This is a genomic window from Collinsella sp. LCP19S3_B6, from assembly GCF_052121815.1.
Taxonomy (GTDB): domain Bacteria; phylum Actinomycetota; class Coriobacteriia; order Coriobacteriales; family Coriobacteriaceae; genus Collinsella.
On record NZ_JBQKDN010000011.1, the window covers coordinates 1 to 22570 of the forward strand.

At 59.0% G+C, this 22570-nt stretch carries 24 protein-coding genes and 1 riboswitch; of the genes, 14 read left to right on the forward strand and 10 right to left on the reverse strand.

Going from position 1 to position 22570, the window contains the following annotated elements:
* Positions 1-154: 154 nt before the first annotated feature.
* Positions 155-1054: a hypothetical protein gene (locus tag ACTQWD_RS05345; protein WP_441559445.1), complete on the reverse strand. Its 900-nt coding sequence runs from the start codon at positions 1052-1054 to the stop codon at positions 155-157.
* A 214-nt stretch (positions 1055-1268) separates the two neighbouring features.
* Here ACTQWD_RS05345 and ACTQWD_RS05350 point away from each other — a divergent pair, with 214 nt between their 5' ends.
* A complete protein-coding gene (locus ACTQWD_RS05350; RefSeq protein WP_154517072.1) occupies positions 1269-1679 on the forward strand; it encodes a peptide deformylase in 411 nt (136 codons plus the stop codon).
* A gap of 226 nt (positions 1680-1905) precedes the next feature.
* Here the strand turns inward: ACTQWD_RS05350 and ACTQWD_RS05355 are convergent, their stop codons facing one another.
* Positions 1906-3387 carry an aminotransferase class I/II-fold pyridoxal phosphate-dependent enzyme gene (locus tag ACTQWD_RS05355; protein ID WP_441055809.1) on the reverse strand — a complete coding sequence of 494 codons (1482 nt, stop codon included), beginning with the start codon at positions 3385-3387 and terminating at the stop codon, positions 1906-1908.
* A gap of 202 nt (positions 3388-3589) precedes the next feature.
* On the reverse strand, positions 3590-4447 hold the full coding sequence (locus tag ACTQWD_RS05360) for a LysR family transcriptional regulator (protein ID WP_441559446.1): 858 nt from the start codon (positions 4445-4447) through the stop codon (positions 3590-3592).
* A gap of 118 nt (positions 4448-4565) precedes the next feature.
* Between ACTQWD_RS05360 and ACTQWD_RS05365 the strand changes: the two genes are divergently transcribed.
* The 3 genes from ACTQWD_RS05365 (at position 4566) to ACTQWD_RS05375 (ending at position 6088) form a co-directional block, all read left to right on the forward strand.
* Positions 4566-5477 carry a DMT family transporter gene (locus ACTQWD_RS05365; RefSeq protein WP_441559447.1) on the forward strand — a complete coding sequence of 304 codons (912 nt, stop codon included), beginning with the start codon at positions 4566-4568 and terminating at the stop codon, positions 5475-5477.
* Positions 5478-5642: 165 nt separating this feature from the next.
* The gene (locus ACTQWD_RS05370) at positions 5643-5987 is read left to right on the forward strand and encodes a KUP/HAK/KT family potassium transporter (RefSeq protein ID WP_441559448.1); all 345 of its coding nucleotides are present in this window, start codon (positions 5643-5645) and stop codon (positions 5985-5987) included.
* A complete protein-coding gene (locus tag ACTQWD_RS05375) occupies positions 5927-6088 on the forward strand; it encodes a hypothetical protein (RefSeq protein ID WP_441559483.1) in 162 nt (53 codons plus the stop codon). Before ACTQWD_RS05370 ends, ACTQWD_RS05375 begins: the two co-directional genes overlap by 61 nt.
* Positions 6089-6167: 79 nt before the next feature.
* Here ACTQWD_RS05375 and bsh read toward each other — a convergent pair whose 3' ends face one another.
* Both bsh and ACTQWD_RS05385 read right to left on the reverse strand, forming a co-directional pair.
* Positions 6168-7133, reverse strand: a complete 966-nt coding sequence (gene bsh / locus ACTQWD_RS05380; RefSeq protein WP_441559449.1) for a choloylglycine hydrolase — start codon at positions 7131-7133, stop codon at positions 6168-6170.
* Positions 7134-7379: 246 nt separating this feature from the next.
* Positions 7380-7799 (reverse strand): peptide deformylase, encoded by a 420-nt coding sequence (locus tag ACTQWD_RS05385; RefSeq protein ID WP_154517060.1) that lies wholly within the window; start codon positions 7797-7799, stop codon positions 7380-7382.
* Positions 7800-7992: 193 nt separating this feature from the next.
* Here ACTQWD_RS05385 and ACTQWD_RS05390 point away from each other — a divergent pair, with 193 nt between their 5' ends.
* Positions 7993-9303: an NCS2 family permease gene (locus ACTQWD_RS05390; RefSeq protein ID WP_441559450.1), complete on the forward strand. Its 1311-nt coding sequence runs from the start codon at positions 7993-7995 to the stop codon at positions 9301-9303.
* A 136-nt stretch (positions 9304-9439) separates the two neighbouring features.
* Positions 9440-10105 carry an alpha/beta hydrolase gene (locus ACTQWD_RS05395; protein WP_427719770.1) on the forward strand — a complete coding sequence of 222 codons (666 nt, stop codon included), beginning with the start codon at positions 9440-9442 and terminating at the stop codon, positions 10103-10105.
* Positions 10106-10164: 59 nt separating this feature from the next.
* Here the strand turns inward: ACTQWD_RS05395 and ACTQWD_RS05400 are convergent, their stop codons facing one another.
* The 4 genes from ACTQWD_RS05400 to ACTQWD_RS05415 all read right to left on the reverse strand — a co-directional run bounded on the left by ACTQWD_RS05400 (position 10165) and on the right by ACTQWD_RS05415 (position 14719).
* A complete protein-coding gene (locus ACTQWD_RS05400; protein WP_441559451.1) occupies positions 10165-11499 on the reverse strand; it encodes a uracil-xanthine permease family protein in 1335 nt (444 codons plus the stop codon).
* A 122-nt stretch (positions 11500-11621) separates the two neighbouring features.
* On the reverse strand, positions 11622-12755 hold the full coding sequence (locus tag ACTQWD_RS05405; RefSeq protein WP_441559452.1) for a 5-methyltetrahydropteroyltriglutamate--homocysteine S-methyltransferase: 1134 nt from the start codon (positions 12753-12755) through the stop codon (positions 11622-11624).
* Between the two features lie 148 nt (positions 12756-12903).
* Positions 12904-13800 (reverse strand): LysR family transcriptional regulator, encoded by an 897-nt coding sequence (locus ACTQWD_RS05410; protein ID WP_441017188.1) that lies wholly within the window; start codon positions 13798-13800, stop codon positions 12904-12906.
* Positions 13801-13810: 10 nt separating this feature from the next.
* On the reverse strand, positions 13811-14719 hold the full coding sequence (locus ACTQWD_RS05415; protein ID WP_441041835.1) for an HAD-IIB family hydrolase: 909 nt from the start codon (positions 14717-14719) through the stop codon (positions 13811-13813).
* Positions 14720-14880: 161 nt separating this feature from the next.
* Positions 14881-14991, forward strand: a riboswitch (TPP riboswitch).
* A gap of 51 nt (positions 14992-15042) precedes the next feature.
* Between ACTQWD_RS05415 and thiM the strand changes: the two genes are divergently transcribed.
* The 3 genes from thiM to ACTQWD_RS05430 are packed head-to-tail and all read left to right on the forward strand — an operon-like array spanning position 15043 to position 16919.
* The gene (gene thiM, locus ACTQWD_RS05420; protein WP_441559453.1) at positions 15043-15882 is read left to right on the forward strand and encodes a hydroxyethylthiazole kinase; all 840 of its coding nucleotides are present in this window, start codon (positions 15043-15045) and stop codon (positions 15880-15882) included.
* A 3-nt stretch (positions 15883-15885) separates the two neighbouring features.
* On the forward strand, positions 15886-16227 hold the full coding sequence (locus tag ACTQWD_RS05425) for a thiamine-binding protein (protein ID WP_427719764.1): 342 nt from the start codon (positions 15886-15888) through the stop codon (positions 16225-16227).
* Positions 16224-16919: a thiamine phosphate synthase gene (locus ACTQWD_RS05430; protein ID WP_441056301.1), complete on the forward strand. Its 696-nt coding sequence runs from the start codon at positions 16224-16226 to the stop codon at positions 16917-16919. The genes ACTQWD_RS05425 and ACTQWD_RS05430 overlap by 4 nt, the downstream gene beginning before the upstream one ends.
* 356 nt (positions 16920-17275) lie before the next feature.
* Here ACTQWD_RS05430 and ACTQWD_RS05435 read toward each other — a convergent pair whose 3' ends face one another.
* Complete coding sequence (locus tag ACTQWD_RS05435; RefSeq protein WP_427719865.1) at positions 17276-18145, reverse strand: patatin-like phospholipase family protein; 870 nt, start codon at positions 18143-18145, stop codon at positions 17276-17278.
* Positions 18146-18403: 258 nt separating this feature from the next.
* On the opposite strand from ACTQWD_RS05435, the gene ACTQWD_RS05440 reads away from it, so the two are divergent.
* The 5 genes from ACTQWD_RS05440 to ACTQWD_RS05460 all read left to right on the forward strand — a co-directional run bounded on the left by ACTQWD_RS05440 (position 18404) and on the right by ACTQWD_RS05460 (position 22553).
* Entirely contained in the window at positions 18404-19027 is a 624-nt protein-coding gene (locus tag ACTQWD_RS05440) for a flavodoxin family protein (RefSeq protein ID WP_441559454.1), read from the forward strand.
* Between the two features lie 16 nt (positions 19028-19043).
* On the forward strand, positions 19044-19385 hold the full coding sequence (locus ACTQWD_RS05445) for an arsenate reductase family protein (RefSeq protein WP_055252194.1): 342 nt from the start codon (positions 19044-19046) through the stop codon (positions 19383-19385).
* Between the two features lie 86 nt (positions 19386-19471).
* Positions 19472-20602, forward strand: a complete 1131-nt coding sequence (locus ACTQWD_RS05450) for a GTP-binding protein (RefSeq protein ID WP_441033699.1) — start codon at positions 19472-19474, stop codon at positions 20600-20602.
* Positions 20603-20707: 105 nt separating this feature from the next.
* The gene (locus ACTQWD_RS05455; RefSeq protein WP_441068575.1) at positions 20708-21307 is read left to right on the forward strand and encodes a tRNA (cytidine(34)-2'-O)-methyltransferase; all 600 of its coding nucleotides are present in this window, start codon (positions 20708-20710) and stop codon (positions 21305-21307) included.
* Positions 21308-21692: 385 nt separating this feature from the next.
* Complete coding sequence (locus ACTQWD_RS05460) at positions 21693-22553, forward strand: ATP-binding protein (protein WP_441559455.1); 861 nt, start codon at positions 21693-21695, stop codon at positions 22551-22553.
* The last annotated feature ends 17 nt before the right edge of the window (positions 22554-22570 follow it).

A 22570-nucleotide genomic window follows, 5' to 3' on the forward strand; every position in this document is an offset into this window, starting at 1 on the left:
GGGTCATATGAGCGAAAACCCGCCAGAGCGAGCAAGGTGCCTTGAAGCAAGGCGGCATAGACCTTCTGGTCATGCCGCCGAAGCTGAAAGGCAGATTGCCGCTCTGGCGGGCTTGCAGCGTCGGCCCGTTACGGCGTTTGGTAAAACGCCGTAACTAAAAACGGTTGCCGCGGAAGCCACCGCCGTTGCGGCCGCCACGGTCGCCGCCTCGACCGCCACGGTCGCCGCCACGGTTGCCGCCGAAGCCGCCACGGTTGCCACCGCGGTCGCCATAGCCACCACGGTTGCCGCCAAAGCCACCGCGACCGCCACGATCGCCGCCACGGTCACCAAAGCCGCCACGGCCACCGCGACCACTACGGTCGCCGCCACGGCCACCGCGGTCGCCAAAGCCGCCGCGACCGCCACGGTCGCCGCCACGGCCACCACGGTCGTCACGGCCGCCGCGAGGACCGCGATCCTCGTCCAGACCCATGGCGACGAGCGGAGCGATAACCTTATCGAGCGCGGCCATCAGCTCGGTGGCCTCCTCGTAAGAAAGCTCGGGCAGGAGCTTCTCCTTCTTGTTGGCAAGCTCGACCAGGCCCTCAGCGGCATCCTCGGCAGCGAAGACGACAATCTTGCGCATATCGCCCTCGGCGTTGTCGATGCGGCCGACCAGATCGGCAGCCTCAGCCTCGGCCATCAGGCCATCGAGCTCACGAAGGCGCATGCCCAGCAGATCGGACATTTCCTTCTGCTCCATCTTGGGCTTGAGGTCAAGGAGCTTGATGGCGCGCTCGATGTTCGCCATACGCTCGGCCTTAGCCTCTTCCTCCTTGGAAATAGCAAAGCGACGGCTACGCAGCAGGCGGGCGGCCTTCTGCATCTTGTCCATCAGCTCTTCGTCATCGTAATCAACGGCGGCCTCGACAACCTCGGCCTCCTCCTCGGCGGAAACCTCGTCACCAGCCTCAACCTCGGTAGCTTCGGTCTCCACGGTCTCGACTGCCTCGACCTCGGCAGCCATGGTCTCGTTCTCGGTCTCGTTCATGATCTCTTCGTTCTCGGACATGAGACTCCTTCTTGGCCCTCTCGGGCATCATCGCCCCATTCGCGGGGCCCGTCGCGCACTCTTTGCGCTTTAAACATTCATGCCTCTCGGCAAAACGTCCATTAGTTTATGGTGTCGCCATCCAATCTAGCTGCAGAATCTATGTGCACACATTAATGCGACATGTCGCGGTATCATGGCCTGAACCAAACGTGTCCACCTTAAGGAGCCCGCCATGATTAAGCCCATCATGAAATCCGAGTTCTTTTTGCGCCTGCCTTCCGAAGACGCAGGGCCCGACGATGCCGTGATCGGGCAGGACCTCCTGGATACGCTCCACGAGCATGAGCACGAGTGCGTGGGGCTCGCCGCCAACATGATCGGCGTGCGCAAACGCATCATCTGCGTAAAGGACGGCAACAGGACGCTCCTGATGTACAACCCTCAAATTCTTGAGCAGGTCAATGCCTATCAGACCAGCGAAGGATGCCTCTCGCTGATCGGCGAGCGTCCCTGTACCCGCTATCGTCGCATTAAGGTGGAGTATTTGGACGAGAACTTCGTCCACCGCATCAAAAACTTCTCGGGCTACACCGCCGAGATCATCCAGCACGAAATCGACCACTGCAACGGCGTCGTTATATAGTTCCGCGAGTCAAGGAAAATGATCTGTTTTCCTCCGTCCCCTTTGGATCATGGTAACGACGCAGGCTGAGCACACGACAGCGAGCGAGCCGCATTTGCGCCAAGGTGACGTGAAATGAGAGGGCGCTGACCTTCTGGTCGCGCCCTCGAAATTGAACGTCAGATTGGCGTGAATGCGGCTCGCGTAGCGTCAAGCGGTCCGCCGTTCGGTAGAACGGCGGAACCAATTAGGACTGGCGGTAATGGTCAAAGAAATCGGCGAGGTCTTCGAGCGACTCTTTGAGCACTTCCATGCGCGGCAGGTACACGATGCGGAAGTGATCGGGCTCAGCCCAGTTGAAGCCGCCGCCACGCGTGATGAGGATCTTCTTCTCGTGCAGCAGGTCGAGGGCAAACTGCTCGTCATCGGTGATGTTGAACTTTTTAACATCCATCTTGGGGAAGATATAAAACGCCGCACGCGGCTTGACCACCGAGATGCCGTCGATCTTGCTGAGCGCCTCATACACAAAGTTGCGCTGCTCGTAGACACGACCGCCGGGGCGGATGTAGTCGTTGACCGACTGATGGCCGCCAAGCGCCGTCTGGACGATCGACTGGGCCGGCACGTTGGAGCACAGGCGCATGTTGGAGAGCATGTTGATGCCCATGATGAAGTCGCTCATGCAGCGCTGGTTGCCCGAAAGCACCATCCAGCCAATGCGATAGCCCGCGATCATATGCGACTTGGACAGGCCGCTAAACGTAATGCAGGGCAGGTCGGGGGCGAGCGATGCAATGGAGACGTGCTCGTAGCCGTCCATGCACAGGCGGTCATAGATCTCGTCGGCAAAAATCATGAGCTGGTGCCTGCGCGCGATCTCAACGATGCCCTCGAGCACCTCGCGCGGATAGACAGAGCCCGTGGGGTTGTTGGGGTTGATGATGACGAGGGCCTTGGTCGCGCTCGTGACCTTGGACTCCATATCCTGCAGATCGGGATACCAATCGGCCTGCTCATCACACAGATAGTGCACGGGATGTCCACCGGCAAGAGTTGCGCACGCCGTCCACAGCGGATAATCGGGGCTGGGAATCAGAATCTCGTCGCCATTGTCGAGCAGCGCGTTCATCGAAAGCTGAATGAGCTCGGACACGCCGTTGCCCGTGTAGATATGTTCCATCTGAACATTGGGCAGGCCCTTGATCTGCGAATACTGCATGATCGCCTTGCGCGCAGAGAACAGACCGCGCGAGTTGGAATAGCCTTCGCAGTCGGGCAGCTGCTGGCGCATGTCCTTAATGACCTCATCGGGCGTGCGGAAACCAAAGGGCGCCGGATTACCGATGTTGAGCTTGAGGATGCACTCGCCTTCGTCCTCCATACGGGCTGCCTCGTCGACAACGGGGCCGCGCACGTCATACAGAACGTTCTCGAGTTTGGTGGATTTAGAAAAAGTACGCATGGTGGTGCTCCTTGCAATTTGAGCTGAGGGATAGGGTTCGGGCTTGGAAACGTTGTGGGTCGATGATGTCTCGCCTTGATCGGCGTCACCGGCGAGCAGCCAGGTAACATCGACCTCCAAAATGCGGGCAAGCAGCTCTGCCACATCGCGCCGCGGAATCGTCTTGCCGCTCACATATTGGCTCATCTGACTCTTGCCTAGTTTTTTGCCGAGCATCTCAGATGCGCGGATTACGTCCGACTGGCGAGCGTCGCGATCGGACATAGCCTGTCGCAGGCGATCGCTAAACGTCTCTTGGGTCACAGGAACCTCCTTGCTGGCAAAGTTCAATTTATAGAACACGAATTGAACCAAGGTTCAATTTAGCAAGCAGTATAGCGCCGTGCTATTTCTAAAAGTTCAATTTCAAAAATAACATGACCCAAACCTCAAGATTTACCCCAAGGCGGTAACGACGTGCGCCCATTTAGAGGTATTCGAGAAAACGGGCGGCGGCAAGCGAAACATCGGCCGTTCGATATATGGCGTTGATCTGCCGATGGGGATGCCCTTCGAGCGGACGCACGGCAACATCGAACTGACAACGGCGCATGATGAGCGCGGGAAGAATGCTCACACCCAGGCCGTCCTCGACCATAGCCATAATCGCATAGTCATCCCAGGTCGACAGTTTTGAGTGCACTGCCAGTCCCGCCCGACGAAACAGCGGCGTAATCTCGTCATCGGTGCCGCGTTCTAGCAGAATAAACTGCTCGTTGGCCAAGTCGGCAAGAGAGACGACCTCCGCCGTGGCAAACAACGAGCCTGACGGCGCTACCGCCATTAACTCGTCGCGCACCAAAGGCAGCGATGTCATGCCGCTTTCTCGGGGCTCACGCGGGATAAAGCCCAAATCGCAGCGACCCTCTGCCACCCATTGTTCAATCTCTGAATAGTCGCCCATCAGCAACTCGTAATCGACGTCTGGATGATCAGCACGAAAACGCGCAATCACCGGAGGCAGCACATGGGTCGCCACGCTCGAAAACGTACCGATGCAGATTTTGCCGCGCATGAGCCCGCGCATCTCATCCACCCGTCGCTGCAAGCGAACGAATTCCTCGCAGAGCGCCTCGACAGCCGGCATGACCTGCCGCCCGTCGGCAGAAAGAGCAACACCTTCACGACTGCGGTCGAGCACCTTAAAGCCCCAATCGGCCTCAAGATCGGCCACCATGCGGCTCACGCCCGATTGCGAGTAGCTCAGGCGCTCGGCAGCACGCGTAAAGCTTCCAGCGCGCACGGTCTCCAGCAGCACCTGCATCTTTTGAATATTCGTTTCCACGACATGCCTCCACCTTTGCATGAGTTTTTGTCATGTTTTCCATGCATTATATTCGCTTTTCTTCTAAAGCCAGTTCACCCATAGTGAACATGCACAGATATAGAGGGGACGGCAGCGCATGAACAACGGATTGATTACGTATTTAGCAGCATTGTTGTTGTTTGGCTCCAACGGCATCATCGCTGCGGCCATCGCACTCCCGAGCTCCGATATCGTGCTGCTACGCACTTTTCTGGGAGCCCTTTCGCTTGTCGCCATCCTCGCCATTACCCAACGCCATAAGCTGCAGGCGCCTTCTCGCCCCCGCGAAGCCGCAGCCCTCCTCCTCTCGGGAGCCGCGCTGGGCGCCAGCTGGATTTTTCTGTTCCGTGCTTATCAGACGATCGGCGTCGGCGTTTCTTCGCTGCTGTACTACTGCGGCCCCATCATCGTCATGGCCCTCTCGCCGTTTATCTTTGGCGAAAAACTAACCGGTGGCAAAATCGCCGGGTTTATCGCAGTCGCCTGCGGCGCTTTTCTCATTGCAGCGCAAGGTCTAGGCGGCAATATGCCCATTGCGGGCATCGTCTGCGGAATCGCCTCGGCCTTCTGTTATGCATTGATGGTCATCGCCAGCAAGGGCGCTCCGCACATCGAAGGCCTCGAGAACTCCGCGCTCCAGGTGAGCGCCGCTTTTGTGACCGCGCTGGTCCTTACACTCGTCACCCAAGGCACCCCCTCATTCCTGTCCGCCAGCATCGCCGCAACCATCGATTGGCGCGCCGTCGCTATGCTCGGCGTCGTCAACACCGGCATCGGTTGTCTGCTCTACTTTAGCGCCGTCGCCAAACTGCCCGTGCAGACCGTCGCTGTCGTCGGCTACCTCGAGCCGCTTTCGGCCGTCGTGTTCTCGTCCGCCCTTTTGGGCGAAGTCATAACACCGGTCCGCCTGATGGGCGCCGTGCTTATCATCGGCGGCGCGATCTTTTGCGAACTCGCCGGTAAACGCGCAGGCGCCAAGACCGGTATCGCTCAGGCAGCACGCGTCTAAAAGTTCCCTTTTCAGTTTCAAAGCAGGAGCGCGTCCGCGGTTATTACATTGCAGCAAAGCCATACAGCGGATGCGCCCCTGTTTTGAAATGCTACCTGCGTACATAAATAATCCCCAGCTGGGGATTATTGTCTAAAATTACCCGATGTGCCAAACAGCTCTTGTATGTATAAAGACGGCATAAAAGTTATCTGTCCAAGACAGATAACCGGATGTCCAAGGGAGTCCACGTGGCGCACGCCAAACTGGAGGCAAACCTCCAAGACCAGCACGGTCAAGTACGTGGTAATCGCCATGAAGGCCGACAACCACAGCGAGAGCGGCATCTTCGCCCTGTTTAGCCCGGTGCGCAAAGTGGCGCCGTGGCTGATCCTACCTGCCATGATCGGCGGCGCGGCTCTGCTCGCCAATAACTCCAGCTCGAAGTTCAGATCGAGGAAGCCGAGGAAATGGATGTCGATATCTTCTCGAACGACCTTGTCAACGGCAACGAAGCCGGTAGGGACATGAACGTCGACCCCACCGAGCTGCTCGGGAGCGTCGCCGATACGCCCGAACAGCAACAGTTCGACGGCCTCGAGAGCGAACAACTCAGCGACGCCAACTTCTAACGACGTCGCGCGTCGACGACAGCGGCCCTGCGCCTCACAGGAGGCGCAGGGCCGCTTTGCATTGCAGTAAAACCGCCGGCTACGAACGACGCGGCTCGGGAACCACGAGCCTATCGGGGCTCGCGCCCTCGGCATCCATCAGGCTCACGTAGCGAATCGACGGATCCTCATACGTTGAGTAATAGTAATTGCCCGTGCGCGCGCTAAAGCATCCGGTGTAGATAGTCTTCTCGAACTTGCCGTCACCCATCTTGGACGCACCCTCGATCATCGCCACCCCCTCGAGCGAGCGGAACATGCGAATGACGTTCTCGGCCTCGCTGTCTTTTTGCGGGTAATTGGCATTGAGGTACGCCGCCTTTACAAAACGGCTCGGCGAATAGCAGTCACCCGGAATACCGCGCATGCCGGCACCCGCGCCATAGGGCTTGAGCTCGGCGCCACGCCATGTCGCCGTCTGAGGAAAATCGCTTGTGGCGGTGATATAGGTGCGCAGGTTTTCCATGTGCCACGGGAAGGTCGGCTGATTGGCAAGGGTGTCGACCGGATCGTCGTATACATGCAGACCGTCAGCCATCATCTCGACCACGATGCTGCGTCGGCTGTCGCCGATAATCCAATGGAGCAGCGACACACCCAGCCCCTCTCCGGCAGATTTGGCAACAATCACCGTGTCGCGCAGCGCAGCCTCGACCTCGTCGACCGTCGAGAACGTCGCTGCCACCCACAGGGGAAACTCATAGGCCGCGATATTGGTCTTGCCATCAACCGGGTCCTCGGCATACTCGGCATAACCGGGAAAGTTGAGCCCTGCCACAGCCAGACCCGCATCGTTACCACAGTCGAAAAACATAGGATAGTTCTTGTAATCGATGCACATGCCGATTACCGCGTGTGCCGCCGACGCATCGTTGATAAACGAATACGGGATATGGAACCCGCGGGGCATCACGCGAACCTGTTGGCCGTAGCTAAAGCTCCAGTCGAGGTTGCGACCCAGATACATGTTGCCGGAATTATCGGTAAATCGAATGCTCGTGCACATGGCGCCTCCTAGCCATACGTCCTTGTTAAGCTCATTGTTACCAAACAAATAGGCGCTAAACACAAAAGCCCGGACATGACAATAACGTCACGCCCGGACCACACAAGCAAGATAAACTCAACCAAGTCAACCCCTCGCAGGTCGTCTAAGGAGTCAAAATACCGCAGATTGCCACGAAAGAGGAGCGAAGCGTACTTAAGGTACGCGAGCGATGATTGAGCGGCAAGGTGCGGCGCTTTGGTCCCCTTAGACCAACTTTCCAAGACAGTGATCGATCATATGCTGGATCATCTGTGCCTCAAAGCCCGTGTAGTCGCGGCGGCACTCCTTCATCTTGCCGTCGACGATCTGGTCAAAGGCAACCTTGCACTTGATATAGCGCGTGGACTTGGTGATTTCGTCGTGCGTCAGGCAGCTCTCCTCCATCTTGCTGGCGCCCAGGCCAAACACCAGACGGGGGTTGTAGAGCACGTGGGGCTCGCCGGCGTCGTCCAGATAGACGCAGACCTTCTTGGTGACGCCAATCTGGTTGGCGGCAAGGCAGCCGGCGTCCTCGAGCGACTTGATGGTGTCGATCAGGTCCTGTGCGACCGACTCGTCCTCGACAGTCGCAACCTCGCAACGCTGGGACAGGATAGCCTCGTCGCGGCAGAGCTCTTTAATCATACGTTCCTCCAAAGAGTTCAATGTAACTGCTTAAGTATACGGTACCTACACATTTTCATGCGAACAATACCGTCCGCCTGTTACAAAGCGCCGAACTTCAACATGCGAGAAGCATCGACCTTCCAAAGGCGATATAGTAGGTAAGTTCGTGTCAATCGGCCTAAACTCGGGGCCGAACAAGGAAAGGGTATGCATGGACGAACTTTTTCACGTCAGTGAGCGCAAGTCCACAATCGGGACCGAACTTCGCGCTGGACTGACAACATTCCTGGCGATGGCCTACATCATCGCCGTCAACCCTGCGGTGCTCTCGGGCGCTGGCATCGATGCGGGAGCGCTCGCCTGCGCCACCTGTCTGGGCGCCGGCATCATGACCATCTGCATGGGCATCTTCGCCAACCGCCCGCTCGCCTGCGCGTCGGGCTTAGGCGTCAACGCGATGATCGCTGGAATCACCACCACCGTCTGCGGCGGTGACTGGCACGTGGCCATGAGCGTCATCTTCCTTGAGGGCGTCGTCATCTTGCTGCTCGTGCTTTGTGGCCTGCGCGAGGCCATCATGGATGCCATCCCGGTTGTCCTGCGCCACGCCATCTCGGTGGGTCTGGGCCTGTTTATCGCCATGATCGGCCTGTGCGACGCCGGCATCATCACCGCTGGCGCCGGTACGCTCGTCGGCCTGGGCGACATCACCTCCCCCACCTTTATCGTCGGCATCATCTCCATCGTCGTGACGGTTGCCCTTGCTTCCCGCAACGTGCCGGGCTCGCTGCTCATCGGCATCATCGTCGCCGTTATCGCCGGTATCCCCCTAGGTGTGACCCATGCTCCGACCGGTATTATCGCCCCGCTCGACTTCTCGAGCATCGGTGGCCCCATCGCCGACGCCGGCGGCGTGCCCGCCATCGTCAAGGTCCTTACCGACCCCACGCTCCTCGTCATCTCGTTCTCGCTGCTCATGAGTGACTTCTTCGACACCATGGGCACCGCGATGGCCGTGGCCAAGCAGGGCGAGTTCCTCACCGACGACGGCAACGTCGAGAATATCAAGGAGATCCTGGTCGTCGACTCCGTGGCCGCCGCTGCCGGTGGCTTTATGGGCGTCTCCTCCATCACCACCTTCGTCGAGTCCACCTCTGGTGCTGCCGACGGTGGCCGCACGGGCCTCACCTCCGTCACCACCGGCGTGCTGTTCATTCTCGCCGCGTTCTTCTCCCCCATCGTCACCATCGTTTCCAGCGCCGCCACCTGCGGTGCTCTGGTCTACGTCGGCTACCTCATGATGAGCGAGGTCTCCGAGATCGACTGGTCCGACGTGTCGCAGGGTTTCCCAGCGTTCATGATTGTCGCCGGCGTGCCCTTCACCTACTCCATCTCTGCCGGCATCGGTCTGGGCTTTATCGCCTACGTGGTCGTCGCGCTCTTTAAGGGCGAGGCATCCAAGATCAAGCCGCTCATGTGGATCGCAGCACTCGCCTTCCTCGTCTACTTCTTTGTAGCGTAAGGGCAAAGCTGCCAAAGCAAAACCTCAAGGCGCAGAGTCGTATCAAGCGGCTCTGCGCCTTTCTTTTAGCGACGGTCCCTACGCCGACGTGCGACAATCGTATTTGTAGATGTCGAAATGCAGAGAGAAGCTTGTCATGGAAGCGCGTCAAAAGCAGATAACCATTCATTCAAAACATGTCGAAAGCGCGCCCGTCATTTACCTTCCCGCGGTCATGGGTGACGGCACCGAGGTCTATAGCCGTTGTCTTGAGCTTGATTGCCCGCCATTCACCCTGGTCGCCATTGGCGGGCTCAATTGGAATCGCGAGCTGAGCCCTTGGGAATGCGACGGAACCGTGCGCGATGCCGAGCCCTTTGGTGGACAGGCGTCCGAGTTTCTCGATGAACTGCTGAATCGGATAATCCCAGAGGTCGAGCCATCACTTCCCTGCCCGCCTACCTGGCGCGGCATTGCCGGTTACTCATTGGCGGGCCTCTTTTCGCTTTGGTCGCTCTGGCAGACCGATGCCTTTGACCGCGCCGCAAGCGCATCGGGGTCCCTATGGTTTCCCGGATTTCTCGATTACGCACACGGGCACACGATGCCAGCCGCGCCCAACGCCGTCTATCTATCACTCGGCAAAAAGGAGACCAAGACGCCCAACCGCATGATGCGGCACGTACTCGACGACACACGCGCAATGGAAAAACTACTCGGCGACCGAGGCATCCCCGCGACCTTCGAGCTCAACCCCGGTAACCACTTTGCCCAAACCGGTCTGCGCATGGCCCGCGGCATACACTGGATACTGACGCATTAAAAATGGCGCCCACGCGTACGCACGGGCGCCATTTTTTTTGATTTAGCTGAACACAACTACTACTCGACAGTCTCCTCGAGTTCAGAAACGGCGAACTCAAAGTCGTTGCCAGGCAGAATCGCGTTGAGCACAATGCCCACCAGCGAGCCCACGGCAAGGCCCGAAAGCGAAATCGTCACGCCGAACAGCTTCAGCACGATGCCACCGGCGGCGCTGTAGGCAATGCCGAGTGAAAGCACGAGCACCAGAGCGGCCACCAGCACGTTGCGGTTGTTCTGGAAATCGACCTGGTTCTCGATGAGGTTACGGACGCCCACGGCGCTGATCATGCCATAGAGCACGAGCGACACGCCGCCGATAACGCATGCCGGCATGGCGGCGATCACGGCAGCGAACTTGGGGCAGAACGAAAGCACGATGGCGCAGCACGCGGCAATGCGAATCACGCGCGGGTCAAACACACGCGTCAGGGCGAGCACGCCGGTGTTCTCGCCATACGTGGTGTTGGCCGGAGCGCCAAAGAGCGAAGCCAGAATCGTGGCGAGACCATCACCGAGCAGCGTGCGATGCAGACCGGGATCGGCGATGTAGTTGCGCTCGCAGGTGGAGCCAATAGCGGATATATCGCCGATATGCTCGATCATGGTTGCAAAGGCCAGCGGCATGATGGTGATGATGGCCGTCGTGGCAAGGCCGCTATCGAACTGCGGCCCAAAGAGTGCAAACACCGTGTTGTCCCACACGACAGGCAAGCCAAGCCAGGGAGCGGCTGCGACGCCGGAGAAATCGACCTCGCCCAGCGCAGCCGCAACGGCATAGCTCACCACGACGCCCAGTAAAATCGGCACGATCTTGACCATGCCGCGACCCCAAATATTGCAGATGACGATTACGGCGACGGCAACCACGGCAACGAGCCAGTTAGTCTGGCAGTTGGCAATAGCGGAACTCGCCAGGATCAGACCGATCGAAATGACAATGGGGCCAGTCACCACCGGCGGGAAGAAGCGCATGACGCGCTTGGCACCAAACGCGCGGAAGAGCGCCGCAAGCACTGGGTAGAGCAAACCGGCGCAGGCAACGCCCAGGCAAGCGTAGGGCAATAGCTCGGCCTCGCCGTTGGGCGCGATTGCGGCATAACCGGCAATAAAGGCAAACGATGAGCCCAAAAATGCGGGGACCTTACCGCGTGACAGGAAGTGGAAGAGCAGCGTGCCCAAGCCGGCAAACAAAAGCGTTGCCGATACCGAAAGGCCGGTGAGCACGGGCACCAGCACCGTGGCACCAAACATGGCAAACAGGTGCTGCAGACCGAGCAGGAACATGCGCGGGCGGCCGAGCGACGAAGCGTCGTAGATGGCATCGGTGACGGCGGGCGTCGAGGACTGGGACATGGATGTCCTTTCGAATGGAAGGGCGCTCGGGCATAGCGGATAACCTGCCCGAACGATACGGTCCGAACCATTGTACGCGATACACCATGTCTCGCACGCGCCGTCACTTGCAAACGGTACCGCTATTTCCAAACACGTTCGGCAATACGCTTGACCAGCGCGATCTTTGCCCACTGCTCGCCTTCGGTCAGCTTGTTGCCAATCTCGCAGCTGGCAAAGCCACACTGCGGAGACAGATACAGATTCTCAAGCGGCACGTACTTTGCTGCCTCATGAATACGCCCGACGATCGCGTCCTCGTCCTCGAGCTCGGCTGCCTTGGTGGTCACCAGGCCCAACACGACCTTCTTACCGGGCGCAACATACCTGAGCGGCTCAAAACCACCGGCGCGCGGAGTGTCGAACTCCAGATAGAACGCGTCAACGTCCTCATGCGCAAACAGGTACGGGGCGATGGGATCATAGCCGCCCTCAAAGGCATAAGTAGAGTGGTAGTTGCCACGGCATACATGCGTATTGATCACCAAGTCGTCAGGCTTGCCCGCGATGGCAGCATTGTTGAGCGCCACGCCCAGCTCGCTCACCTTTTGCAGGTCAACCGGGCTCATGCCGGTCTTGGACACAAAGTCAGTATCGCAATAGATGCCCCAGGTGCAGTCATCAAATTGGATGTTGCGGCAACCCGCGGCATACAGATCGGCAATCACGGTGCGGTATGCTGCGGTGATGGCATCGGCGAGCTCTTCGTCGGTCTTGTAGACGGCGCGCAGGCTCTCCTGCTGGCCATCGCAGCGGTCGAGCGTGACTTCGGAGAACGTCTGGATCGGCGCCGGGATGGTTTGCCGCGCAACCTGGCCCTCGCCCTCGAGCGCCTTGACAAACTTGAAGTGCTCGACGAACGGATGGTTCTCGCCGCTAATAGGCCCGGTCACCACGGCGGTGTCGGCGGTAGTCTCCTCATCGTGGAACATATAGCCCGTACGCGAGGTGCGGCGCTCGATGCCGTTGAGACCCCACATAAAATCGAGGTGCCAGTAGCTGCGGCGGAACTCGCCGTCGGTGATGACCTGCAGACCGGCGGCCTTTTGCTTTGCCACCAAATCGCGAATGGCCTCGTCCTCGACTGCCTTAAGTCCCTCGGCATCAAGCGCGCCTGCCGCATAGGCAGCGCGGGCGTCCTTTACGGCCTGCGGACGAAGAAAACTGCCGACGATATCGGCGCGAAACGGCGCTTTGAGCTGGGTGGAATTGCTCATAGGAATCTCCTTTTGCATGGACTGCTTTGGCGAGAAAGAGTATGAGCGCACTCCTGGTTATCGTAAAATATGCGTTTATATATGTTTGCCATATAGTTTTCCTATAGCCATTTCGACAGCTCAAGACAGCAACATCAAACGCTACCGGTTAGATATGCCTCCGGATGGCCTCGACATAAGCCTGTCCATAGCGCGTGAGCGTCGTATTCTTGCGCGTGATAATGCCAATCTCCATGTATTCATCTACATCGAGCGGAATCGAGATAATACCGGGGCCATTAAGCTCGTGGCTAATCACGCCCGAACACACCGTGTAGCCGTTGAGGCCCATGGCTAGGTTGAACAAGGTCGCACGGTCGCGCACGCGGATATTCTTGCGGCGCTCAAACGTCGAGGTCAGTTCCTCGGAATAGTAAAACGAGTTGTAGCTGCCTTGCTCGTAGGACAAAAACGGATACTCCTCGAGGTCATCGAGCGTCACGCTGGCGTGGTCCGCCAGTGGATGGTCGGCGCATACAAAGACGTGCGGCGTGGCGCAGAAGAGTCCTTCGAATACGAGCTCGTTGGCCGCCAGCATGCGCTCGATAACCTCGCGGTTATGTTCGGATAAGTACAGAATGCCCAGTTCACTCTTCATGTGCGCGACATCTTCGATGATCTCGTGAGTCTGTTCCTCGCGCAGGGTAAAGTCGTAGCGCGCGGCATCGAACTCACGGATCACGTCGACAAACGCATTAACGGCAAAGGAATAATGCTGACAGCTCACACTAAAGTGCGGCACTTGCTCGGATGCGCCCTTGTACTTGCCCTCGAGCAGGTCGGCCTGATCGAGTACCTGGCGCGCGTAGCCCAAGAATGTCTCGCCTTCCTCGGACACAATGACGCCCTTGTTGGTGCGCTCAAAGATGTGCACACCCATCTCGTTTTCGAGATCGCGAATCGACGCGGTAATCGAAGGCTGCGACACAAAGAGCCGGCGCGAGGCCTCGGTAATGCTGCCGCATTCGGCAACTTTAACGACATACCTGAGCTGCTGAAGCTTCATGACTTTCTCCCTAGACGTTCGTGACGCCATGACCCGTCGCGTCCACCTGGCGCATAAACGACGGCATCGCCCCCGTCGCGGCGCAGGCGGCAATCTCATGCAGAGCCCCGGCAACCGCATCGTCTGCCGCAGCACCGATATGCCAACGCGCGGAAGCCGTGACGGCCTCATTGGCATTGGCGACTGCAACGGAGTTGGGAACGGCATTAATCATGGGCAGATCGTTATCGGAATCGCCGAACACCGCCACCTCGTCGGGCGTTAGGCCCAAAGCACGCGCCAGCTCCAGCGTGGCACAGCCCTTGTCCCAACCAGCCGGAAGAATGTCAAACAGGCGCACTCGGTTGTTGGGAAACACAAGCGAGAGTTCCGGCACCTCGGCGGCAACGCGCTCGCGTAGCTCCGCGAGCCCTTCACGCGAACGGGCACTCCAGATATTCGCCTTGAACACCGGCGCGTCACCGACAACGGGACGGCACGGGGCCTCTTCGCCTTTGAGCCACGCGTTGCCGCCCGACTCCATAGCGCGATGCACGCGCTCGGGGTCGCTCGTCACACAATAGGCGTCATTGTCCCAAAAGTCATCACCCAGGCTGTAGACCTTCAGATAGGTATCATCGGTCTCTTGCTCCAAGTAGTCAGCCAAGCGAATAAGGGCGGTATTGTCGGTCGCATGCGAGGCTACCACCTCGCCGTCGACAAACATGACCTGGCCGTTGCAGAACGCACCGGTCGAGAAGCACTCGGAGCGATTACGAAACATCCAGCCCATCGCGGACGGCTGACGGCCCGAAACCGGGCCAAAGTGCAGGCCCGCCGCCTGCATGGCATGAATGCCCTCGATGGCGTAGTCGCTGGCGCCGTCATGCCCGGCTGGAATCAGCGTATCGTCCATATCGGTCAGCACAAGTTTGATCATAGAGTCCCCCAGTCATTTTCACCGTATCCATTGTAGCGACCTGCCAATAAGGGACAGGTTTATTTTGGCAGGTTTTATCTGGGAAAATGCGACGCCCCAGTTGCCACCTACCAAAATAAACCTGTCCCTTTTTGGCAGGTGCGCTAGTATAGGGAACAACAGATTCGATGCGGGAGTGCCGGCGGTGCAAACCACAAGGCTGAGAGGGCATGGGGCCCAATCCTTTGAACCTGTCAGTTAATGCTGGCGTAGGGAGCATGCCGCCTTTACAGGGGCGCTGTCTATGCACAGCGCCCCTTTTCTATGCCAAGGAGGCATGTGCAGTGATTGATTCGAAACAGCTTAAACAAAATGTGGTCAAGGCCGTGGAGGAGATTCGCGCCACCAACCCGATGGCCGGCTCCATCACCAACACGGTGACGATCGACTTTGTCGCCAACGCGCAGCTCGCCGTAGGCGGTTCGGCCGCCATGGTCTATCTGCCCGACGAGGGCGAGGCGCTCGTTGCCGGCGGCGGCGCCATCTATCTCAACATGGGCACGCTCTTCCCCATCTACGAGCAGACGATTCCCCGTGCGGCCAAGGCGGCACACGACGCCGGCAAGCCCTGGGTGCTCGATCCGGTGGGCCTGGGCATCGGTAGTCTGCGCACCCAGTTGGTAAACGAGCTCAAGCAGTACAAGCCCGCCATCGTGCGCGGCAACGCCTCCGAGATCATCGCGCTCGCCGGCCTATGGGGTCTTGAAGGCGAGGCGGCTGACCTGAGCCGCGTGCGCGGTGTCGATACCACCGATACGGTCGACGCCGCCCGCGGCGCTGCCGTGGCACTCGCCCGCTACACCGGCGGCGCCGTAGTGGTCTCGGGCGAAGTCGACCTGATTACCGACGGCACGACCGTGGCCAAGTCCCACGGCGGCAGCCCGCTCATGTCCAAGATTACCGGCTGTGGCTGCTCGCAGGGCGGCGTCCTGGCCGTGTACGCTTGCGCCGCCGATCCGTTTACGGCAGCCATCTGCGGTACCGCTGTCTACAACGTTGCCGGCACGCGTGCCGCCTCTGTCGCCGATGCCCCGGCAAGATTTAAGGTCGCCTTTATCGACGAACTCTACCGCGCGACCGCTCAGGATATTGCGAATAACCGCCTCGAGCTCGAGGAGGCATAAGCCATGTCCGAACCCGCAACCGCTGCCGACATGAACACGCTCGTCGCCGTAGCCATCGCCCCGTGCGGCACAGGCGACGAGCTGTCCGCCGAGGTCGCCGAGGTCGTGCGCGTCATTCGCGAGAGCGGCCTTCCCAACCGCACCACCTCGATGTTCACCGAGATCGAGGGCGACTGGGACGAGGTCATGCAGGTCGTACGCGACGCAACCTTTGTGTTGGCAAGCAAGGGCATCCGCACCGAAGTCGTGCTCAAAGCCGATATTCGACCCGGTTTTACCGACACCATGACCGGCAAACTCGAGCGCATGGAAGCGCAGATCAAAAAGCAGGAGGAAGCACGATGAGCATCCGCGACAACCTTGATATCTCGGCCTATCTGGTACTCGGCCCCGAAAACACGCTGGGACGTCCCGTGGGCGATGTGGTAGCGCAGGCGCTGGATGCCGGCTTTACCTGCATCCAGGTGCGCTCCAAGGTGGCAAGTGCCCGCGAGATCATCGCGCTGACCGGCGATGCCGCGCAGGCTATCGCTCGCGCCGGCAAGACCGGCAAGGTCGCCCTGCTTATCGACGACCGTCTGGACTGCGTACTCGCCGCACGCGAACAGGGTATCGCCGTCGACGGCGTGCATGTGGGCCAGAGCGATATTCCCGTCGAGGTCTGCCGCAAGCTTCTGGGCCCCGATGCCATCGTGGGCCTTTCGGCCCGTTGCGAGGAAATGCTCGAGTACGTCAAGACCGCCGACATGAGTCTAGTCGACTACCTGGGCATCGGCCCGCTCCACGAGACCGAGACCAAGCGCGACTGTGGACGCGCGGCAGATGGCTCCATCATCACCAAGAGCTTTGAGGACCTGGCCGCGCTCCATGCGGCAAGCCCCGTTCCCATCGTGGTCGGCGGCGGCGTCAAAAAAGCCGATCTGCCGCAGCTCAAGGCCACCGGCGTCGAGGGCTTCTTTGTGGTGAGCGCCGTCTGCAGCGCTGACGACCCCCACGCCGCAGCCAAGGAGCTTGTCGACACCTGGCAGCAGGCATAGGCATAGGCCGAGCAGCTGATTCGCAGCCTCATATCTTCAATAGCGCAAAGCGCATCCCAGTTTGGACCTCCATTCTGGGATGCGCTTTCCATATAGAGAGTCAGCGGGAAACTGTGTCCCAGTCTAGACGTAGATTCCGGGATGCACTTTCCGGAATCCGCCGTCTGGGAAACTGTATCCCGTTCTGGGCGCAAATTCTGGGACATGCTTTCCGAAATCCGCCCAACGGGAAACTGTGTCCCAAACTACGGCCGAAAAGTGGGGCACGCTTTCCCGAGCGGTCTCCATGGGAAACTATGCCCCATTTCGAAGGCTCATTCTGAGATGCACTTTCCGCCGAGTCAGCGACCGTGGCTCTACCCTGCCAGATACACCTCTAGTGCGGGCAACGTGGCCTCCGCATCACGCCGACCGACCTGGTAGATACGTTCGAGCTCCTCTGGCTCACGACACAGCGATGGCACCTTCACCGATTCGCTCGGACGCACCACAAAAACCTCGTCGCCGGCCTCGCGACGCGTCAGGTCATCGAGCGTGGCGTTATAAACCTCGTGCCGGTGCTCAAGCGCCGCGACAAACTCTGGATAGCGGCGAAACACGCGGCGCAGCATAGGCATCAAGCTATTGGGTTGTTTCACAAAGCCCGCCGGCTGCGTCAGCACCACGATGTTACGGTCATACCCCTGCGCAAACAGCCATGCGCTGGGAATAGAATCGGCCACACCGCCATCCAGATATCGATGTCCATCAATCCAGACGGGCTTGGTCGCCACGGGAATCGCCGACGATGCCCGAATCCACTCGATATCGCGCTCGTCGCCATACGGCAGATCGTGATAGACGGCCTTGCCCGTCTCGATATCGGTACACACGCACGTAAATCGCATGGGGCAGGCGCGATACGCCTCCAAGTCGATGGGATCGCGCTCGATAGGCACCTCGTGATAGGCAAAATCGGCATTGAACATGTCACCGGTTCGCAACCAGCTTGTCACGCTCGCATAGCGCTTGTCGGCACAATAGGCTTTGTTGTAGCGAATGGCGCGGCCGATCTGGCGCGATTTAAAGTTGTAGCCAAACGCCGCGCCCGCCGAGACACCCACCATATGATCGCAGGTCAAACCGTGCTCCATCCAAACGTCGAGCACGCCCGCCGTATACATACCGCGGTAGCCGCCTCCCTCGAGCGCAAGCCCCACTGTGTGTGATGTCTCCGGCTGTGCCATGCAACCATCTCCGTTCCCATGCTTTTGAACTCAACAAGTATATCTGTCAACGTATGCCGTCAAAAACGTGTTTATAAGCATTTATCGAACGTTTCCCAATGCATTCCCCATGCCGTACCGCAATGCCCCTAGATGGCCTTAGGCATGAACGCCCTTAAGAACGTTGCGGGATAAACATCGCCCGCACCATGCCAACGTCATCGCACGCAACGTGAGATAATTCTCAGCAGAAGTCACCGACAGCAGAGGGAGTTTGTGATGAAGGTTCTTTTGGTCAACGGCAGTCCCAAGGCAAACGGAAACACCGCCCGGGCGCTCGCCGAGATTGCAGAGCAGCTTAAAGCCGAAGGCATCGATAGTGAGGTATTTCAGCTGGGCGCCAAGCCCATTCGCGATTGTATCGGTTGCGGCCAGTGTGGCAAGCTTGGGGGTCGCTGCACCTTTGACGACGACGTGGTGAACGAGCTCATCGCTGCCGCTGAGCAGGCAGACGGCTTTGTCTTTGGCTCACCCGTCTACTATGCGCACCCCAGCGGACGCATCCTTTCGGCCCTCGATCGCACCTTCTATGCGGGCGGGCACGCCTTTGCGCACAAACCCGGCGCCGCGGTCGCTGTCGCCCGTCGCGGTGGCACGTCGACCACCTTCGATGTGCTCAACAAGTACTTCACCATCAACCAGATGCCCGTGGTCGCCTCCACGTACTGGAACAACGTCTTTGGTCGCGTGCCCGGCGACGCCGATGGGGATGCCGAGGGCCTTGCCACCATGCGCAACATCGGCAAGAACATGGCCTGGCTCCTGCAATGTATCGAAGCAGGACAGGCCGCCGGCATCAGCGCGCCCGAAGCCGATCGCGAGCGCACCAACTTCATTCGTTAGAACGGCGGAACATGCTATGAACGTGCAAATCTTCGGCACCAAAAAGTCCTTCGATACCAAGAAGGCCCAGCGCTATTTTAAGGAGCGCCGCATTAAGGTGCAGTTTATTGACCTTAAGGAAAAGGAGATGAGCAAAGGCGAGCTCACGAGCGTGATGCAGGCGGTCGGCGGCATCGACAAGCTGCTCAACCCCAAAGCCAAGGACGAGGAGACACTCGCACTTATCCAGCACCTCACTCCCAGCCAGCGCTTTGATAAGCTGCTCGAGAATCAGCAGGTACTGGCCGAGCCCATCGTGCGCAACGGCAAAAAGGCCACCGTCGGCTATTGCCCCGATGTATGGGGAGCCTGGGAGTAGCCTGTGTTATTTGCCGGCGCGTGGGTATAAGAGCAGGCGTTTGGCATATGATTATACTGTAAGCCATGTCTAACAAAGGAGGGCACATGCCCAACAAACCCGTGAAGATCATCATGCTTACCGGATACCTCGGTGCCGGCAAGACCACGCTGCTCAACCATATCCTCGCCAACGACGGCGGTATCCGCGCCGCCGTGATCGTCAACGATATCGGCGAGATCAACGTCGACGCCAGCCTTATCGCCGACGGTGGCCTTTCCGAGACCGACGACCTCATCCCGCTCACCAACGGCTGCATCTGCTGCACGCTTTCGGACGACCTGGCCAACCAGCTGCAGGGCATCGCCGATTCGGGCAAGTTCGACTACATCATCATCGAGGCCTCCGGTATTTGCGAGCCTATCCCCATCGCCTACACCATCTCGAGCTTCTGCGACGAGGCCAAAGTGGGCGGCGAGCCCAAGCTCGCGCTCGACAACATCGTTGCCGTGGTCGACTGCGCCCGCATGTACGACGAGTTCAACGGCGGTCGCGACCTGCTGGCCGAGGATATCGACGAGGACGACATCGAGAGCCTGCTCATCCAGCAGATCGAGTTTTGCTCCACGCTGATCCTCAACAAGACCGATACCGTGAGCCCTGAGCAGATCGCCGAGCTCAAGGCCATCGTGCGCAGTCTGCAGAAGGACGCCGTGATTATCGAGGCTCAAAACGGCGAGGTCCCCATGGAGGAGCTGCTCGATACCGATCGCTTCGACTTTATGCGCGCCTACAACTCCGCCGCCTGGATCGAGGCCATGGAGCATCCCGAGGAGCACGACGACCCCGAGGTGCTCGAGTACGACATCGAGACCTTTGTGTACTCGCGCCGTAAGCCGTTTGACCTGCAGAAGTTCACCGATTTTGTTGAGCAGGAGTGGCCCGACGAGGTCATTCGCGTCAAGGGTCCGCTGTGGCAGACCGGCGATCCGGACATGTGCTACATGTTCGAGCAGGCCGGCCGCCAGATGCGCCTGATGGAGAACGGCTTGTTCGTTGACTCGGCGCCCGAGGGCGAGAAGCAGAAGATCATCGACGAGAACCCCGAGATCATGCAGATTTGGGACGACGAGACGGGCGACCGCATGACGAGCCTGTGCATCATCGGCCGTCACATGGACAAGGATGCGCTCATCGCCGCCCTCGATGCCTGCCTGACCGACTGGCACCGCGCTTAGGTTATCCAAGTGGGCGTTTTCCGCCCACGTAACCATCAAACCACCACGAAGGCGACTGTGAACTGCCCCTTCGTGGTGGTTTTTCGTTCTATGCCAAGGAGATTCATGTTCAATATCGTGCTGTATGCGCCCGAGATTCCGGCCAATACGGGTAATATCGGCCGTACCTGCGTGGTCACCGGCGCCCGCCTGCATCTGGTGGAGCCACTGGGCTTTTCGCTCGACGACAAAACGGTGCGTCGCGCCGGCCTGGGCTACTGGCAAAACTTGGACGTGACGACCTATGCCAGCTGGGAGGATTTCCTTGCGCGCAATGACCTCTCCCCCGCTGACGACCGCTTGCATCTGCTGACCAAAAAGGCACGCCGAACCTATGCGCAAAGCACTTACCGTGACGGCGACTATTTGGTCTTTGGCAGCGAAAGCTCGGGGATTCCCGAAGGGCTGCTCGCCGCAGCGCCCGAGCGCTGTGAGCGCATCCCCATGCTGCGCGATTGCGACTCACTCGACAACGCCGAGGCCTGGGAAGCCCACGAGGAATCGCTCGGACATACCGAGGACGGCCATGAGGCCATCCTTCGGCAGGATATCTGCGGCAACTTCGTCAATCCGGACGACTACCGCATCAGCGCACTCAACCTCTCCAACAGCGCCGCCATCGTCCTCTACGAAGCCCTGCGCCAGACAGGCTTTCCGGGAATGTGACAAAGGAACTGCCCCTTTGTCACATTCAAGCGCCACGCCGATGGCACACACGCCTAATTGACGCTCTTGATAAAGAGCCCTTACTTTTAATCAGAATTAACTAAAGTAAAATGAAGTTAAACGGCGGTGTGAAAGGAGAGCCTTGTGAAATATCTCGAGAACCCGTTTACCCCCCAGTTTTGGTGAGGTTCCTGCCCATCTCGCTGGCAGACAACAGATTATTCGGGATTTGGACCGTGCCTTCTTGAGCCAGCGCAGACGCCCAGAATTGACCTCGATCTTCTCAGGCGCGCGTGGAACCGGCAAAACCGCTCTCATGTCGTCGCTCGCGACAAGGGCGGAATCCCACGGCTGGATAGCCGTAAAGACGACCGCGCTCCCGGGAATGCTTGAGGAAATCGAGTTCGGGGCGAAACGCGCTGCCGGCCATCTTATCGATCCGTCTAAGAACTTCGAAGTCACCGGTCTCGGAATTGCACCGCTCGGCAGCATCGAGGTCGATCGCGTTCACGATGCCTCAACCTGGCGTTATCGCATGAGCGATATCATCGACCAGCTCAACGAGGCGGGCATCGGCCTGCTCGTCACGGTTGACGAGGTGGACCCGCCACTCGACGAGATGATTCAGCTCGCAGCCACGTATCAGCACTTTGTGACCGATGGGAAACGCATCGCCCTGCTCATGGCGGGACTTCCCAACAACGTATCGACGCTACTGAACCACAAGACGGTCTCGTTCCTTCGCCGCGCCCAACAATATCATCTGGGTCGCATTGCCGACTATGACGTACGCGAGGTCTTGATTCGCACAATCCAGGAAAACGACCGCCTGGCAGATGCTGAGGGAATCGATAGAGCCGTTCGCTCGATCTCTGGTTTTCCCTTCCTATTGCAACTCGTAGGCTACCGTGCCTGGGATCTCACAAGCGATTCGAAGGAAATCTCGTCACGCGACTTTGGCCTGGGAATCAAAATCGCGCGCGACGAGATGGACGACCGAATCCTCGCGGCAACCTATCGGGAACTCACGGCAAAGGACAAGCGATTCCTCATCGCCATGCTCGATGACGAGGAAGAATCCACCACCGCTGACCTTGTCGAGCGCCTTAAGCGTTCGCCGCAGCAGGTCTCCCGCTACCGACGCCGCATGATAGATGCCGGCATCATTGGAGAACGCGGGCGCGGAATCGTCGCTTTTGAATTGCCATTCTTCCGCGACTATCTCGCCGCTCAATGCGTGAAATAGGCATCAATGAGGCAAAG

Excerpts from the sequence above, each read along its gene's own strand:
- ACTQWD_RS05445 (WP_055252194.1), top strand. The coding sequence starts at position 19,044 with ATGAACGTGCAAATCTTCGGCACCAAAAAGTCCTTCGATACCAAGAAG.
- ACTQWD_RS05370 (WP_441559448.1), top strand. The coding sequence starts at position 5,643 with ATGTATAAAGACGGCATAAAAGTTATCTGTCCAAGACAGATAACCGGA.
- ACTQWD_RS05375 (WP_441559483.1), top strand. The coding sequence starts at position 5,927 with ATGGATGTCGATATCTTCTCGAACGACCTTGTCAACGGCAACGAAGCC.
- ACTQWD_RS05410 (WP_441017188.1), bottom strand. The coding sequence starts at position 13,800 with ATGAAGCTTCAGCAGCTCAGGTATGTCGTTAAAGTTGCCGAATGCGGC.
- ACTQWD_RS05400 (WP_441559451.1), bottom strand. The coding sequence starts at position 11,499 with ATGTCCCAGTCCTCGACGCCCGCCGTCACCGATGCCATCTACGACGCT.
- ACTQWD_RS05385 (WP_154517060.1), bottom strand. The coding sequence starts at position 7,799 with ATGATTAAAGAGCTCTGCCGCGACGAGGCTATCCTGTCCCAGCGTTGC.
- ACTQWD_RS05405 (WP_441559452.1), bottom strand. The coding sequence starts at position 12,755 with ATGAGCAATTCCACCCAGCTCAAAGCGCCGTTTCGCGCCGATATCGTC.
- ACTQWD_RS05450 (WP_441033699.1), top strand. The coding sequence starts at position 19,472 with ATGCCCAACAAACCCGTGAAGATCATCATGCTTACCGGATACCTCGGT.
- ACTQWD_RS05390 (WP_441559450.1), top strand. The coding sequence starts at position 7,993 with ATGGACGAACTTTTTCACGTCAGTGAGCGCAAGTCCACAATCGGGACC.
- ACTQWD_RS05440 (WP_441559454.1), top strand. The coding sequence starts at position 18,404 with ATGAAGGTTCTTTTGGTCAACGGCAGTCCCAAGGCAAACGGAAACACC.
- ACTQWD_RS05395 (WP_427719770.1), top strand. The coding sequence starts at position 9,440 with ATGGAAGCGCGTCAAAAGCAGATAACCATTCATTCAAAACATGTCGAA.
- ACTQWD_RS05350 (WP_154517072.1), top strand. The coding sequence starts at position 1,269 with ATGATTAAGCCCATCATGAAATCCGAGTTCTTTTTGCGCCTGCCTTCC.
- ACTQWD_RS05365 (WP_441559447.1), top strand. The coding sequence starts at position 4,566 with ATGAACAACGGATTGATTACGTATTTAGCAGCATTGTTGTTGTTTGGC.
- bsh (WP_441559449.1), bottom strand. The coding sequence starts at position 7,133 with ATGTGCACGAGCATTCGATTTACCGATAATTCCGGCAACATGTATCTG.
- ACTQWD_RS05430 (WP_441056301.1), top strand. The coding sequence starts at position 16,224 with ATGAGCATCCGCGACAACCTTGATATCTCGGCCTATCTGGTACTCGGC.
- ACTQWD_RS05355 (WP_441055809.1), bottom strand. The coding sequence starts at position 3,387 with ATGTCCGATCGCGACGCTCGCCAGTCGGACGTAATCCGCGCATCTGAG.
- ACTQWD_RS05435 (WP_427719865.1), bottom strand. The coding sequence starts at position 18,145 with ATGGCACAGCCGGAGACATCACACACAGTGGGGCTTGCGCTCGAGGGA.
- ACTQWD_RS05460 (WP_441559455.1), top strand. The coding sequence starts at position 21,693 with ATGCTTGAGGAAATCGAGTTCGGGGCGAAACGCGCTGCCGGCCATCTT.
- ACTQWD_RS05415 (WP_441041835.1), bottom strand. The coding sequence starts at position 14,719 with ATGATCAAACTTGTGCTGACCGATATGGACGATACGCTGATTCCAGCC.
- ACTQWD_RS05345 (WP_441559445.1), bottom strand. The coding sequence starts at position 1,054 with ATGTCCGAGAACGAAGAGATCATGAACGAGACCGAGAACGAGACCATG.
- ACTQWD_RS05425 (WP_427719764.1), top strand. The coding sequence starts at position 15,886 with ATGTCCGAACCCGCAACCGCTGCCGACATGAACACGCTCGTCGCCGTA.
- ACTQWD_RS05455 (WP_441068575.1), top strand. The coding sequence starts at position 20,708 with ATGTTCAATATCGTGCTGTATGCGCCCGAGATTCCGGCCAATACGGGT.